Here is a 14,405-nt window from a genome sequence, read left to right as displayed (position 1 = left end):
GTCTGCATGAAATACTCACCGGAAGAACTGCTCGGTCTCTCGCCAAAAGAGAAACGCGCCATCCTAGCGCGGATGCTCAAAGAGCGAAGCAGCGCAAAGAACCTGATGGCCCTGGCCAACGCCGATAGCTTTGCGGTGACAACCGACCAGCTTGAACAATATGCGGTGCTCGACCCGGCCATCCAGGCGGCGGGCAAGCCCCACGCCCCGGCGGGGCCGCCGCACAGCATCTTCCTGACAGGCTCCACCGGATTTCTCGGCGCATTCCTGCTGGATGAGCTGCTGGCGCGCACCCAGGCCACCATCTACTGCCTGGTGCGGGCCGACAGCGAGCAGGCCGGGCTGCGGCGGGTGATCGACAACCTGGTGGGCCACGGCCTGAGCGACCACGCCCACGAGCAGTCCCGGATCGTACCCGTGCTGGGCGACCTGGCCAAGCCCAAGCTGGGCATGGCCCCGCAGCAGTACGCGGCCCTGGCCGAGCAGGTGCAGATCGTCTACCACAACGGGGCCTACGTCAACTGGATCTTCCCCTACGAGCGGCTGGCCGACACCAACGTGCAGGGCGCGCAAGAGGTGCTGCGCTTCGCCTGCGAGCGCGTGGTGAAGCCGGTGCACCACATCTCGACCCTGTCGATCTTCCCGATCTTGGATGACACCGCCACCTCGATCACCGAGTCGCACAGCCTCGACCACGGCGGCCAGCTCTACGGCGGCTACACCCAGACCAAGTGGGTGAGCGAGAAGCTGATGGCCATGGCCCGCGAGCGTGGCCTGCCGGTGTGCGTCTACCGCCCCGGCATGATCACCGGCCACAGCGCCAGCGGCGTCGGCAATGTCGATGACTTCATGTCGAAGTGGCTGAAGAGCTGGGTGGAGCTGGGCTACGGCCCCGAGCTAGATATGACCGTGGACATGACCCCGGCGGACTACGTGTGCCAGGGCATGGTGCACCTCTCGCTGCTGCCCGAGCGCACCAGCGATGTGTTCCACCTGGTGAATCGCCAGCCGCTGACGGCCCGCGAGCTGATCGACTGGATGATCGGGGCGGGCTACCTGGTCGGCTCAATGCCCTACGAGGCCTGGCGCACCAAGCTACTGGCCGGATCGGGGCAGTCGCTGGAGAGCGCGAGCTACGCGCTGCTGCCGCTGTTCATGCTCAAGCGCGCCGAGAGCAGCTTTGGCATCGCCGCCTTCGACGACACGCAGGCCGTCAACCACCTGGCGGGCAGCGACATCCGCTGCGCCCCGCTGGATGCCGAGCTGCTGGATACCTACTTCGCCTACTTTGTGCGCCAGGGCTTTATGCCCCGCCCGCGCGAGCAGGCCATGAGCCGAGGGGTCTAAGCCATGGCCCTTGAGCTGCTGCACCGCGCCCTGCTGGGGATGGCCGCGCTCTCCGCGCTCTGGCTCATCCTCTGCCACGCGCTCACCTGGCTGTACTTCGCGCGCTACCGCCGGGCCTTCCCGCCGAACGACTACGCGCCGCCGGTCTCGCTGATCAAGCCGACCAAGGGCGTGGACCAGGATGCGCTGGCCAACTTCCGCAGCTTCTGCGAGCAGGACTACCCCAGCGAGTACGAGGTGCTGTTCTGTGTGGAAGACCCCGCCGACCCGGTGGTGCCGATCATCCAGCAGGTGATCGCGGCCTACCCGCAGCGCAGCGTGCGCCTGGTGTTCAGCGATCGGCTCGACACGCGCTCGGTAGGCAAGCTCAAGAACATGATCGCGGGCCTGCAGCATAGCCGCCACCAGATCGTAGCCTTCAGCGACTCGGACGCCCATGTGCCGCCGCACTACCTGCGCAGCGCGGTGGCCGCGCTGAAGGATGAGCGGGTCGGCCTGGCCTTTAGCGGCCAGTCGGTCTCGGGGGCGCGCGACTGGCCTGCGGCGCTGGAGGCGGTGGCCGTGAACGAGCTGGTGCTGCGGATCGCGCCGGTGTGCATGCTGGGCATGTTCGATGGCGCGGTGGCCACCAGCATGGTGCTGCGCAAGCAGGCGATCGTGGATGGCGGCGGGCTAGAGCAGCTCGGGCGCAATATCAGCGACGAGATCCCGCTCTCGCGGGTCATCCAGGCCAGCGGCTACCGCGTGCACCTGCTGGGCGAGCCAGTGCAGATCACGCACGCCCACGACACCTTCGGCGGCTGGTGGGAGCATATGCATCGCTGGAAGGTGATCATCCGGCACTATTGGCCGCTCAAGTCGGCCATCCGCGACCTGCTGGACATGCTGCTGTGGTGGGCCTTGGCGGCGCTGGCGCTCGCGCTGGTGCGGGGCAAGCACATCCCGCCCGCGCTGTTTCTCAGCGGGCTGGCGCTCACGCTCTCGTGCGTGTCGGCGGTGCTGGTGGCCGCGCTGCGCACCGAGGGTGGGCTGGCGCTGCGCTACCTGTGGGCCGCGCCGCTCTACGAGCTGTGCCGCCTGCCGCTGTTCATCCACAGCTGGGCCACGAGCGAGATCATGTGGCGCGGGCGGCGCTTTCGGATCAACGCCGACTGCACGACGACGATTGTGGAGCGGGGCGAGCCGCTGGCCGACCTGGGCGGCCTGCCGCCGCGCTAGGGCGAATACGCGAGGTATATGATGAAGGTAGCCCGAGCTGACAAGCTGCGAATCTTCTTGTTCCACTGGTTCTTCACTACGCTGTGCGGGCTGACGCTGCGCGAGTGGGCGGGGCTGCTGGCCAAACACCGCTTCGCCGTCGATCTGGCGTTCTGGCCACGGGCCGCGCTGATCACCGTGATCAGCTTGCTGAACACCCTGGTGGGCACCTACGAGCGCCTGCGCTACGGGGCCAGCTATCGCAAGACGGTGGTGCGCGCGCCGATCTTTGTGCTGGGGCACTACCGCAGCGGCACCACCATGCTGCACCGCATCTTGGTGAACGACCGCCGCCTGGCCTACCCCACCACCTGGCAGGCGCTGAACCCGCACACCTTCCTCACCACCGAGTCGTTCGCGCGGCGCTGCCTGCAGGTGTTCTTCCCACGCACGCGCCTGGTGGACAACGTGCGCCCCGGCGTGGACGCACCCTTCGAGGATGAGGCGGTGACGGTGAACAGCCTGCACTCGTACTTGCTGCGCTACACCTTCCCGCGCGAGGCCAGCGTGTATGACCCTTACCTGACCTTCCGGGGCGTGCGGCCCGCCGCCGTGGCCGCCTGGAAGCGCTCGCTGGTGGTGTTTTACAAGAAGCTGACGTGGCGCTACCAGCAGCGCCAGCTTATCCTCAAATCGCCCATGCACACGGGCCGGATCAAGCTGCTGCTTGAGATGTTCCCGGATGCGCGCTTCATCCACATCTACCGCAACCCCTACAGCGTGTTCAAGTCGACCCAGAGCTACTGGGCTTTCGGGGCACCGGGGCGCAGGCTCCAGCACGAGCCGAAGCAGGACATCGACCGCCAGATCTTGGACAACTACAAGAGCATGTTCGACGCCTACTTCGAGGAGAAATCGCTCATCCCCGAGGGCCACCTCTACGAGCTGCGCTACGAAGACCTGGAGCGTGATCCCATGGCCGTGGTGCGCGACATCTACCAGTCGCTGGGCCTGCCCGACTTTGCCGAGGCCGAGGGCGCGCTGCAGCAGTACTTCGACGCCCAGCGCGGCTACCGCAAGAACAAGCATGCCGAGATCGACCCCGCCGTGCGCGAGGTGGTGGTGAGCGAGTGGCGGCGCAACTTCGAGACCTGGGGCTACGACACCGAGGAGGAGCGACGCTATGCGCATGCGTAAGAAGATCCGCGCCTTCCTAAGCGAGCGCGTGGTGACGCGGCTGGGGGGCCTGACGGCGAGCGAGTGGCTGCGGCTGCTGGTGCGGCACCGCTTTGCGGTGGATGCGGCCTACTGGCCACGGGCCGCGCTGATCTCCATCCTGAGCGTGGCCAACTCGATCATCGGCGCAGCCGAGCGGGCGATCTACGGCGCGCGCTACGCCAAGGCCCCCGTGCGCCAGCCGATCTTCATCCTGGGCCACTGGCGCAGCGGCACCACCATGCTCTACCGCATGCTGGTGATCGACGAGCGGTTCTGCTACCCGACAATCTGGCAGTCGTTCAACCCGCACACCTTCCTGCTCACCGAGGGCCTAGCGCGGCTGGGACGCCGCAAGCAGCCCAAGACGCGGCGCTCGGATGGTGTGCAGTTTGGCAGCACCACCCCCGCCGAGAGCGAGAGCGCCACCATGGGCACGCTGTGCTCGCCCGCGCTGCGCGGCGCGTTCCCCCGCCAGGGCGCGCAGTACGACCAGTACCTCACCTTTCGCGGCGTGGCCCCCGCCGAGCTGGCGCGCTGGAAGCACGCGCTGCTGCGTTTCTACCAGAAGCTCTCGTGGAAGAACAGCGGGCGGCCCATTCTGATCAAGCTGCCCAGCCACACCGGGCGGATCAAGCTGCTGCTTGAGATGTTCCCCGACGCACGCTTCATCCACATCTGCCGCAACCCCTACAGTGTGTTCCAGTCGACCAAGCGCAAGCTGTCGAAGGTCGAGCCGAGCACGCGGCTTCAGGATGCGGCGGAGCAAGACCTGGATGGCTGGATCATCCAGCGCTACCAGGCGCTGTTCCAGGCCTACTTCGAGGAAAAATCGCTCATCCCCGAGGGCCAGCTCTACGAGCTGCGCTACGAAGACCTAGAGCAGGATCCGCTAGGCGAGATGCGCCGCATCTACCAAGCGCTGAGCCTGCCCGACTTCGCCCAGGTCGAGCCACAGCTGCGGGCCTACGTGGCCTCGCTGGCCGACTATCAGAAGAACACCCACGAGGACCTACCCGAAGCGCTGCGCGCCCGGATCGCGCAGGCCTGGCACACCAACTTTGAACGCTGGGGATACCCGCAGGAAGAGGAGCAACCCTATGAAGTCATCGCAAGCGTCCCTGCCTAAGAAAGGCCGCGAGTACCTGATGAACAACGTCGTCACCCAGCTCTGCGGGCTGACCATGGGCGAGTGGCTTACCATGCTCGGCAAGCACCATTTCTCGGTGGATGCCCCCTACATCCCGCGCGCCGCGCTGATCACCGGCTTCAGCCTGTTCAATAGCGCCATCGGCACCTACGAGGACTGGGCCTACAAGAACCGGATCGCCAACGCCAAAATCGAGCGCCCGGTGTTCATCCTGGGCCACATGCGCAGCGGCACCACGTTCCTGTACAACCTGATGGCGATCGACAAGCGCTTCGCCTTCCCCACGCTGTGGCAGGCCTTTAACCCGCACACCTTCCTCAGCACCGAGTTCATGAACGCCCTGGTGAAGCGCGCCCTGCCCGAGACTCGCAAGATGGACAATGTGCGGCTGAATGTGAACAACCCGATCGAGGACCGCATCGCTGTGGTGGGCAGCATGAGCTCGCCCGCGCTGCGGCTGGTGTTCCCGCGCAGCGGCGACTACTACGAGCAGTACCTGACCTTCCGTGATTCGCCGCAGGAGGACGTGGAGCGCTGGAAGCACTCGCTCAAGCGCTTCTACCAGAAGCTGATGGTGCGCAATCGGGGCAAGACGCTGCTGATCAAGTCGCCCCAGCACATGGGCCGGATCAAGCTGCTGCTTGAGATGTTCCCCGACGCGCGCTTTGTGCACATCTACCGCAACCCCTACAGCGTGTTCAAGTCCTCGCGCAAGCTGGTGGCCGCCGCCGCGCCCACCATGCGCCTCCAGCGGCCCGAGCCGTGGGATGTGGACTCGATCATCATCAAGCGCTACCAGGATCTGTTTGGCTCCTACTTCGAGCAGCGCTCGCTCATCCCGCCCGGCAATCTCTACGAGATGGCCTTTGAGGATCTGGAGCAGGATCCGCTGGCCCAGGTGAAGGGCATCTACCAGGCGCTCGACCTGCCCGACTTTGAGGTGGCGCGGCCCGCGCTGGAGCAGTACGTGGCCACGCTGAAGGGCTACCGCAAGAACAGCTACAGCGAGCTGCCACTGGAGCTGCGCCAGCGGCTTTCGAACGCCTGGCGCAACACCTTCGAGGAGTGGGGCTACCCGTGTGAACAGGAGCAGGAGTATGCGGTTGCAACTGCCTGAGAAAGCGCGGCTGTTCCTCATCCGCTGGCTGTTCACGCCGATCTACGGCATGCGGTTTGGCGAGTGGGCGCGGCTGCTGCGCAACGAGCGCATGGCGGTCGACCTGCCCTATATCCCGCGCGCCCTGATGGTCACAGGCCTGAGCCTTGTCACCTCGGCTATCGCGGCGGCGGAGCGGCGCGGCTACGACGCCAAGCTGGCCGGGGTGAAGGTGCAGCCGCCAGTGTTCATCCTGGGCCACTGGCGCAGCGGCACCACCTACCTGCACAACATGATGGCGCTGGATGAGCAGTTTGCCTACGCCAGCCTGTGGCAGGCGCTCAACCCGCACATCTTCCTGACCACCGAGCGCTACGCCGCGCTGGCCCAGGGGCTGCTGCCCAAGACGCGGATCACCGACAACGTGGGCTACAGCGCCAGCTCGCCGCTGGAAGATCAGTTCGCCACCACCGGCAGCCTGTGCTCGCAGTTTTTGCGCTGGGCCTTCCCGCGCAGCGCGGCCCACTACGACCGCTACATGACCTTCCGCCAGGCCAGCCGCGAGGACACGCGGCGCTGGCAGGCCGCGCTGCTGCGGTTCTACCAGAAGCTGACCTGGAAGTACAACCGCCCGCTGCTGCTCAAATCGCCGCCGCACACCTGCCGGATCAAGCTGCTGCTGGAGCTGTTCCCCGACGCGCGGTTCATCCATATCGCGCGCGATCCCTACGCCGTGTACCAGTCCAGCAGGCGCGAGGCCCAGGTGATCGCCCAGGTGACGCAGCTGCAGCGGCCCGAGCCGTTCGATATGGAGAACTGGCTGATCGAGCGCTACGCCGAGATGTACGAGGCCTACTTCGAGGAGCGCGACCTGATCCCGCCGGGGCGGCTGTGCGAGGTGCGGTTCGAGGATGTGCGCCAAGACCCGGTGGGCCAGATCGGGCAGATCTACCAGTCGCTGGGCCTGGGCGGCTTCGACAAGCTGCTGCCCAAGCTGCAGCAGGCCGTGGAGGCCAGCCGCGACTACCAGAACAACAGCTACGCGGCGCTGCCGGTGGCGCTGCGCACGCGGCTGGGGCGGGCCTGGCGGCGTAGCTTCGAGGCCTGGGGCTACCCCTACGAGGGCATGCCCGAGCCCATGACCATGGCCATCGCCCACGGCGCCCACCCCAGCGCCCCCACACGATGATAAGGTAGGAAGCCGATGCACCTAAGCGAGAAAATGCGCCTGTCTCTGGTGAACTGGCTGTTTACCACGCTGTATGGGCTGCGCCTGGGCGAGGTACTGCGGCTGCTGCGGCGGCACCACTTCGCGGTCGACCTGGCCTACATCCCGCGCATGGGCCTGATGCTGCTGGGCGGCGTGCTCACCTCGCTGTTCGCGCGCTACGAGGCGCTGCGCTACGGGCGGCAGATCGCCCAGACCACGGTGGAGGCCCCGATCTTCATCCTGGGCCACTGGCGCAGCGGCACCACCTTCCTGCACAATCTGATGGTGGTGGACGAGCAGTTTGCCTCGCCCAACCTGTGGCAGGTGCTGAATCCGCACACCTTCCTGACCACCGAGCGCTTTGCGGGGATCGTCAAGCACGTGTCGCCCAAGGACCGCATGATGGACAGCGTGGACCTGAGCGTGGACGCGCCGTTCGAGGATGAGTTTGCCACCTGCGGCACGCTCTGCTCGCCCTTCCTCAGCTGGGTGTTCCCGCGCGACGCCAAGCAGTACGACAAATATCTTACCTTCGCCGAGGCCACGCCCGAGGAGCTGTCGCGCTGGAAAGGCTCGCTGCTGCGCTTCTTCCAGAAGGTGACGTGGAAGTACGACCGCACGCTGCTGCTGAAGTCGCCGCCGCACACCTGCCGGATCAAGATCCTGCTGGATCTGTTCCCCGACGCGCGGTTCATCCATATCTACCGCGACCCGTTCGACGTCTTCCGCTCATCCAAACGCCAGATCGAGGTCAGCTTCCTGACCAACACGCTGCAGCAGGCCCGCCCCGAAGATCTGGACAGCTGGATCATCACGCGCTACCGCATGATGTACGATGCCTATTTCGCCGAGCGCGACCTCATCCCGCCCGGGCAATTTTGCGAGGTGCGCTTCGAAGATCTGGAGATCGACCCGGTGGGCGAGGTGGCCAAGATCTATGCGGGCCTGGGCCTGCCCGACTTCGCGCAGATGCAGCCCGCGCTGGAGGGCTATGTCGCGTCGCTGGGCGAGTATCGCAAGAACGCCCACCGCCCGCTGCCCACACCGCTGCGCAGCACCATCCTGAGCGCCTGGGCGCGCTGCTTTGAGGCGTGGGGCTACGGCCAAAGCCTGACGATGAAGGAACAATAACCATGGATAAGGCGCTCGCCCAAGAGATGCAGTCGCCCAAAAAAGGCTCGCCGATGCGGCGCTTCAAGCACGCGCTGGCCGCCTTCGAGCACCCGAACTACCGACTGTGGTTCTTCGGGCAGCTGATCTCGTTCATCGGCAACGGCATCCAGACCACGGCGCAGGGCTACCTGATGTTCGAGCTGACCCAGTCGTCGGCTGGGCTGGGCATGGTGGGTTTTGCGGCCGGCATCCCGATCTGGCTGTTCACGCTCTACGGCGGCGTGCTGGCCGACAGGCTCTCGCGCCGGAACATCCTGGCGGTGACGCAGAGCATCCGCATGGCGCTGGTGTTTATCCTCGCCGCGCTGGTGTTTACCGGGCTCATCCAGCCCTGGCACGTGATCGCGCTGGCCTTCGCGCAGGGCGTCACCATCGCGTTCAACGGCCCGGCGCGCCAGGCCTTCATCCCCGAGATCGTGGGCGAGAAGGACATCGCCAACGCCATCGCGCTGAACGCCACCCTGAACAACCTGATGACCATGATCGGCCCGGCGATCGCAGGCCTGGTGTACGTGTGGGTCGGGCCGGGCTGGTGCTTTGCGCTGAACGGACTCTCGTTTGTGGTGATGGTGGCGGCGCTGATGCTGATGAAGATCACGCCGCAGCCCGCGCCGCAGAAGCGCTCGTCCACCTGGGATGAGCTGAAAGAGGGCCTAAGCTACATCGCCCACGAGCCAGCGGTGCGCGCGCTGAACATGCTCACCGCCGCCCACGGGATGCTGGGCATGTCGATCATTGTGATCTTCCCAGCCTGGGCGGTGCGCGAGCTGCACGGCGATGTCTCGACCAATGGCCTGATGCTGTCGGCGCGCAGCCTGGGGGCGCTGGTGGGCGTGGTGTTTTTAGCCTTTGTCAGCCGCTCGGGCCAGAAGGGCCAGCTGCTCTCGATCGCAACTTTTGCCTTCCCCATCCTGCTGCTGATCTTTACATTTGTGGGCTGGCTGCCGCTGGCGCTGCTGCTGCTGGTGGGCACGGGCATGATGGCCATGTGGGTGCAGAACCTGACCAACACGCTGGTGCAGCTGCACGTGCCCGAGGATCTGCGCGGGCGGGTGATGAGCGCCTATGTGCTGATCTCGCTGGGCTTCGCGCCGCTGGGCGCGCTGTGGATCGGCCTGGTGGGCGAGCAGTTTGGCGATCCTGTGGTGCTGATGCTGAACAGCGGCATTCTGCTGGCGGTGGCGTTGGGCACGTACCTGTTCGTGCCGCAGGTTCGCGAGCTGAAGTAGGGAGGCCGTATGTCCAAGCCGATCCAGATCTTACACGCGGTCCCCGGCATCGGGCGTGGCGGCGGGGTGAAATCGTGGCTGATGCACGTGCTGCGCCACATCGACCGCGAGCGCTTCCAGTTCACCTTTCTGGTGCACCAGGCCCGCACCAGCGACCCGCACGACTACGAGGATGAGATGCGCGCGCTGGGTGCGCGGGTGCTGCATCTGCAGCTGCCGCTGCCCAACCCTCCCGGCTACATCCGCGCCACCGAGCGGATCATCCGCGAGGGCGGCCCGTTCGACATCGTGCACGCGCATGGCTTCCTGATCCTGGGCGTGCCGCTGCGGGCGGCGGCGCGGGCGGGTGTGCCGCTGCGGGTGGCGCACTCGCACAACGCGCCCGCCGGTGTGGCCTGGGCGGCGCAGGGCGCGCTGCTCAGCAGCATCTCCACGCGCTGGGTGCGCCGCTATATGACCCACGGGCTGGGCTGCTCGCAGGCGGCGTGCGCCGCGCTGTTCGGGCGCGAGTGGCGGCAGCTCAGCCAGGTGCTCCACATCGGTGTGGAGTGGGGCGCGTTCCAGCAGCCTGTCGACAGCGCCGCCGTGCGGGCCGAGCTGGGCATACCGCCGCAGGCCCGTGTGTTCGGCCATGTGGGTCGCTTCGACCCGCAGAAGAACCACGCCTTTTGGGTGGAGGTGGCCAGCCGGATCGCCGAGCAGGATGCGGACGCCCGCTTCCTGCTGGTGGGCGACGGCCCGCTCCGCCCGAAGATTGAGCAGGCTCTGAGGCAGCGTGGCCTCGCGCAGCGCTGCGTGTTCACCGGCGTGCGCCCGGATGTGCCGCGCCTGATGCAGGCCATGGACTGTTTCCTGTTCCCCAGCGCGTACGAGGGCCTGCCCATCACGCTGCTGGAGGCCCAGGCGGTGGGCCTTCCCTGCCTGGCCAGCGACCGGATCACTGCCGAGTCGACGGTGGTGCCCCAGCTGGTGCGCTATATGTCGCTGCGCACGCCGCCCGCCCAGTGGGCGCAGGCCGCGCTGGCCATGGCCAGCCAGCACCCGCGCGCCGCCGAGCACGCCGCCGCCTGGCGGGCGGTGGCCGACAGCACGTTCTCGATCGCCCGCAGCGTCGAGGCGCTCTCGACCTTCTACCGAGATATCGCCGCCCAGGGGGCGCTGGCCCAGCGCAGCCTGGCGGCTGCCTAGCAATCATTACCGCGTTTCATTTTGGAAGGAGAAACCCGTGACCACCACCGAGCGTATTGACACCTACACCGAGTCCACGACGACCGCTGTTGCCGATGTCCAGCTCATCCCGCCCTACGGCGGCCAGCTGGTCGACCTGATGGTGCCCGCCGACCAGCTGGAGGCCTGGAAGGCCTACGCCAGCACGCTGCCCTCCATCCAGCTCTCCGAGCGGGCGCTGTGCGACCTGGAGCTGCTGGCCACCGGCGCGTTCTCGCCGCTCGACCGCTTCATGGGCAAAGAGGACTACCAGCACGTGCTGGACGACATGCGGCTGAGCAACGGCTACATCTTCCCCATCCCGATCACGCTGCCGGTCGAGCCGGGGCCGGACATCGAGGTGGGCAAGAGCATCGCCCTGCGCAATGCGAAAAATAACCTACTAGCCGTGATGACCATTGATGAGGTATACTCGTGGGACCGCGAGGAGGCGGCGCAGAAAGTGTTTGGCTCGACCGACACAGCCCACCCCCTGGTCGCCGAGATGCGTAGCTGGGGCTCGCTCTTCATCTCTGGCCCGCTGCAGGTGGGCGAGCTGCCGCTGCACTACGACTTCGAGGACATCCGCCTAACCCCGGCGCAGACCCGCGAGCGCCTCCAGGGCTACGGCAACCCCAACGTGGTGGCCTTCCAGACTCGCAACCCCCTGCACCGCGCCCACGAGGAGCTGACCAAGCGCGCCGCCGCCGCCGTGGATGGCGTGCTGCTGCTGCACCCCTCGGTGGGCATGACCAAGCCGGGCGATGTGGACCACTACACCCGCGTGCGCGCCTACAAGGCCCTGGCCAACAACTACTACGAGCCTGGCTCCATCCTGCTGTCGCTGCTGCCGCTGGCCATGCGCATGGCCGGCCCGCGCGAGGCGCTCTGGCACGCGATCATCCGCCGCAACCACGGCGCGAACTACTTCATCGTCGGGCGCGACCACGCCGGCCCCGGCAAGGACTCCACCGGCAAGCCCTTCTACGGCCCCTACGACGCGCAGACCCTGGTGCAGCAGCACGCCGAGGAGCTGGGCGTGGGCGTGCTGACCTTCAACGAGATGGTCTACCTGCCCGACGAGGACCGCTACGAGGAGAACACCAAGCTCCCGGCGGGCGCGAAGACCGCCTCGATCTCGGGCACCCAGGTGCGCGAGGACTACCTGAACAAGGGCGTGCTGCTGCCGGGCTGGTTCACCCGCCCAGCCGTGGCACAGATTCTGGCGGATACATACCCACCGCGCCATCGCCAGGGCGCGTGCATCTGGTTCACGGGCCTCAGCGGCGCGGGTAAATCCACCACCGCCGAGATCCTGACCATGCTGCTCTGGGAGTGCGGGCGGCAGATCACCATGCTGGATGGCGACGTGGTGCGCACCCACCTCTCCAAGGGGCTGGGCTTCAGCAAGGCCGACCGCGACGTGAACATCCTGCGCATCGGCTACGTGGCCTCGGAGATCGTGCACCACGGCGGGATCGCGATGTGCGCCGCCGTCAGCCCCTACCGCTCCACCCGCGACGCGGTGCGCGCGATGGTCGGCCCCGATCGCTTCATCGAGGTGTTCGTGGACACGCCGCTGGAGGTGTGCGAGCAGCGCGATGTGAAGGGCATGTACGCCAAGGCGCGGCGCGGCGAGATCAAGGACTTCACCGGCATCGACGACCCCTACGAGGCACCGCTGAACCCCGAGATCACGCTGGACGCCGCAGGCAGCACGCCGGCGGAGAACGCGCACAAGATCCTGGATTACCTTGCCAAGCAGGGCCTGGTGCTGCTGGCGGAGAAGACCGCCTAGCGCTGCAAGGATGCCTCGACAGACAAGGACGTGGGTCGAGCGACACCGCCTGTAGCACCTTGGCGCAGCGGGGGAGAGCGTGTTGCAACCTCTTCCCCGCCGATTCGGTACAAGCATTACCTACATGTGGGGCTTCGGGAGTGGAAATCCGAAGGAAGAGGAATGGGGGGAAGGGCGATGTGCCTGACCCATATGGTGAATTGTGGGTAATGTGCGGCCTACTGGGCAAGGATGCTAGCATACCGCACACAACATGGAAAGGAATGACCATGTCTCAGGAAACACCGGTAACTCCAAAGGCGGAAAGACTCGGGATCGTCCAGCAGGCTCAATCAGGCATCTCACTTCCATCCAGCGCGCCCACCTGGTACAGCCTTGTGCTCAAAGGTCTGCTGAAGGCGCTGATGGCGCTGGCTGGCCTGTTCTTCTTCATCCTGGCGCTGCAGTTCCTGCGCGAGGGCGCGGGGCTCTACAGCAGCCAGATCCAGACCATGCTGATCACCAGCAACACCAGCGCGCTCGGGTTCGGCTGGCTGCTGGCCTACACCTTCCTCAGCGGCTCGCCGGTGGCGGCGATCGCCGTGACGCTGTTCGCCTCGCACAGCATCAACAGCATGCAGACCCTGCTGATGATCACCGGGTCGCGGCTGGGCGCGTCGTTCGTGGTGCTGGGCATCGGCTTCATCTACAGCCTGCGCGGCCACGAGCGCGGCAAGAGCGTCTCGATCGGCATCCTCTCGCTGCTCACCACGGCGGCGATCTACCTGCCCGCCCTGGCCGTGGGTCTGGGCATGATGCAGACCAACCTGCTGGGCGTGTGGCAGCCGGGTGATATCGCCGAGGTGCCATCCTTCATCAAGATCATCTACGGCCCGATCATGGATCGGCTAGACATGCTGCAGATGCCGGGCTGGCTGATCTTCATCGTGGGCGTGGGCACTATGCTCATGGCCTTCAAGCTGCTCGACAGCGTGCTGCCCGAGATGACATCCGACACAGGTGCCTTCGCCAACCTGCAGCGCTACCTGGCCCACCCGCTGGCCATGTTCGCGCTGGGCGCGCTGGTCACATCCATCACTATGTCGGTCTCGGTCTCGCTCTCCATCCTGGTGCCGCTGCACGCCAAGGGCTTTGTGCGCCGCGAGCACGCCGTGCCCTACATCATGGGCGCGAACATCACCACCTTTATCGACACGCTGATCGCCGCGCTGAGCGTGGGCGGCCCCGCCGCCTTCATGATCGTGCTGATCGAGATGGTGAGCGTCACGCTGGTCTCGCTGGTGGTGCTGCTCACCTGCTACGGCCCGTTCAAAAACGGCATCCTGTGGCTGCAGGAGAAGATCGCGGCCAGCAAGCTCTCACTGGCGGCGTTTGTCGGCGTGATCATGGTTATCCCGCTGGGCCTGATGTTTATTCGCTAGGCTCGGCGGCACGCGGAAGGAGAGAAGGAGATGGCCAAGTTTATTCAGATCGACGAGCTGCTGATCAACCTTGATCTGGTGACGTTTGTCCACTGGAACCCCGAGGTGACGCGCCTGGCGCTGCACTTCAGCGATGCCGAGCACGCCCAGCCGCGCGCCTGCACGCTCGATGGCGACGCGGGGCGGTATCTCTTCGACTGGCTTGCCCGCCACGCCCCCGGCATCCTCCACGCGCGCAGGCCGCAGCGCCCAGGTCTGGATGACGGCAGCCGCCAGACCTCGGTGCTGGCCAACCCGCACTCGTTCTACACCGACTAGACCCGCTCAGAAAAGGAGCTGTCGCAATGACCTCTCTCGCCCCCA

12 protein-coding genes are annotated in these 14,405 nt (G+C 66.2%); all 12 read left to right on the top strand.

The window, feature by feature from the left end; translation table 11 throughout:
- Positions 1–6 precede the first annotated feature (6 nt).
- The 12 genes from F8S13_06430 to F8S13_06375 all read left to right on the top strand — a co-directional run bounded on the left by F8S13_06430 (position 7) and on the right by F8S13_06375 (position 14,360).
- Positions 7–1,347, top strand: a complete 1,341-nt coding sequence (locus F8S13_06430) for an NAD-dependent epimerase/dehydratase family protein (protein ID KAB8144503.1) — start codon at positions 7–9, stop codon at positions 1,345–1,347.
- A 3-nt stretch (positions 1,348–1,350) separates the two neighbouring features.
- Positions 1,351–2,565: a glycosyltransferase gene (locus F8S13_06425; protein KAB8144502.1), complete on the top strand. Its 1,215-nt coding sequence runs from the start codon at positions 1,351–1,353 to the stop codon at positions 2,563–2,565.
- 18 nt (positions 2,566–2,583) lie between these two features.
- Positions 2,584–3,741, top strand: a complete 1,158-nt coding sequence (locus tag F8S13_06420; GenBank protein ID KAB8144501.1) for a sulfotransferase — start codon at positions 2,584–2,586, stop codon at positions 3,739–3,741.
- Positions 3,728–4,888: a sulfotransferase gene (locus tag F8S13_06415; protein KAB8144500.1), complete on the top strand. Its 1,161-nt coding sequence runs from the start codon at positions 3,728–3,730 to the stop codon at positions 4,886–4,888. Before F8S13_06420 ends, F8S13_06415 begins: the two co-directional genes overlap by 14 nt.
- On the top strand, positions 4,860–6,026 hold the full coding sequence (locus tag F8S13_06410; GenBank protein KAB8144499.1) for a sulfotransferase: 1,167 nt from the start codon (positions 4,860–4,862) through the stop codon (positions 6,024–6,026). The genes F8S13_06415 and F8S13_06410 overlap by 29 nt, the downstream gene beginning before the upstream one ends.
- On the top strand, positions 6,007–7,194 hold the full coding sequence (locus F8S13_06405; protein ID KAB8144498.1) for a sulfotransferase: 1,188 nt from the start codon (positions 6,007–6,009) through the stop codon (positions 7,192–7,194). Before F8S13_06410 ends, F8S13_06405 begins: the two co-directional genes overlap by 20 nt.
- Positions 7,195–7,209: 15 nt before the next feature.
- On the top strand, positions 7,210–8,346 hold the full coding sequence (locus F8S13_06400; protein KAB8144497.1) for a sulfotransferase: 1,137 nt from the start codon (positions 7,210–7,212) through the stop codon (positions 8,344–8,346).
- A gap of 53 nt (positions 8,347–8,399) precedes the next feature.
- Entirely contained in the window at positions 8,400–9,617 is a 1,218-nt protein-coding gene (locus F8S13_06395) for an MFS transporter (GenBank protein KAB8144682.1), read from the top strand.
- Between the two features lie 9 nt (positions 9,618–9,626).
- Positions 9,627–10,805, top strand: a complete 1,179-nt coding sequence (locus F8S13_06390) for a glycosyltransferase family 1 protein (protein ID KAB8144496.1) — start codon at positions 9,627–9,629, stop codon at positions 10,803–10,805.
- Between the two features lie 139 nt (positions 10,806–10,944).
- Complete coding sequence (locus tag F8S13_06385; protein ID KAB8144681.1) at positions 10,945–12,621, top strand: bifunctional sulfate adenylyltransferase/adenylylsulfate kinase; 1,677 nt, start codon at positions 10,945–10,947, stop codon at positions 12,619–12,621.
- Between the two features lie 209 nt (positions 12,622–12,830).
- Positions 12,831–14,042: a hypothetical protein gene (locus F8S13_06380; protein KAB8144495.1), complete on the top strand. Its 1,212-nt coding sequence runs from the start codon at positions 12,831–12,833 to the stop codon at positions 14,040–14,042.
- A 30-nt stretch (positions 14,043–14,072) separates the two neighbouring features.
- A complete protein-coding gene (locus tag F8S13_06375; protein ID KAB8144494.1) occupies positions 14,073–14,360 on the top strand; it encodes a hypothetical protein in 288 nt (95 codons plus the stop codon).
- The last annotated feature ends 45 nt before the right edge of the window (positions 14,361–14,405 follow it).

This window comes from Chloroflexia bacterium SDU3-3 (genome assembly GCA_009268125.1).
Classification (GTDB): Bacteria; Chloroflexota; Chloroflexia; order Chloroflexales; family Roseiflexaceae; genus SDU3-3.
Note: the sequence above shows the minus strand (reverse complement) of the source record. Positions and strands in the feature narration are given on the sequence as shown.

Excerpts from the sequence above, each read along its gene's own strand:
- F8S13_06405 (KAB8144498.1), top strand. The coding sequence starts at position 6,007 with ATGCGGTTGCAACTGCCTGAGAAAGCGCGGCTGTTCCTCATCCGCTGG.
- F8S13_06415 (KAB8144500.1), top strand. The coding sequence starts at position 3,728 with ATGCGCATGCGTAAGAAGATCCGCGCCTTCCTAAGCGAGCGCGTGGTG.
- F8S13_06380 (KAB8144495.1), top strand. The coding sequence starts at position 12,831 with ATGTGCGGCCTACTGGGCAAGGATGCTAGCATACCGCACACAACATGG.
- F8S13_06375 (KAB8144494.1), top strand. The coding sequence starts at position 14,073 with ATGGCCAAGTTTATTCAGATCGACGAGCTGCTGATCAACCTTGATCTG.
- F8S13_06400 (KAB8144497.1), top strand. The coding sequence starts at position 7,210 with ATGCACCTAAGCGAGAAAATGCGCCTGTCTCTGGTGAACTGGCTGTTT.
- F8S13_06420 (KAB8144501.1), top strand. The coding sequence starts at position 2,584 with ATGATGAAGGTAGCCCGAGCTGACAAGCTGCGAATCTTCTTGTTCCAC.
- F8S13_06395 (KAB8144682.1), top strand. The coding sequence starts at position 8,400 with ATGCGGCGCTTCAAGCACGCGCTGGCCGCCTTCGAGCACCCGAACTAC.
- F8S13_06425 (KAB8144502.1), top strand. The coding sequence starts at position 1,351 with ATGGCCCTTGAGCTGCTGCACCGCGCCCTGCTGGGGATGGCCGCGCTC.
- F8S13_06390 (KAB8144496.1), top strand. The coding sequence starts at position 9,627 with ATGTCCAAGCCGATCCAGATCTTACACGCGGTCCCCGGCATCGGGCGT.
- F8S13_06430 (KAB8144503.1), top strand. The coding sequence starts at position 7 with ATGAAATACTCACCGGAAGAACTGCTCGGTCTCTCGCCAAAAGAGAAA.
- F8S13_06410 (KAB8144499.1), top strand. The coding sequence starts at position 4,860 with ATGAAGTCATCGCAAGCGTCCCTGCCTAAGAAAGGCCGCGAGTACCTG.
- F8S13_06385 (KAB8144681.1), top strand. The coding sequence starts at position 10,945 with ATGGTGCCCGCCGACCAGCTGGAGGCCTGGAAGGCCTACGCCAGCACG.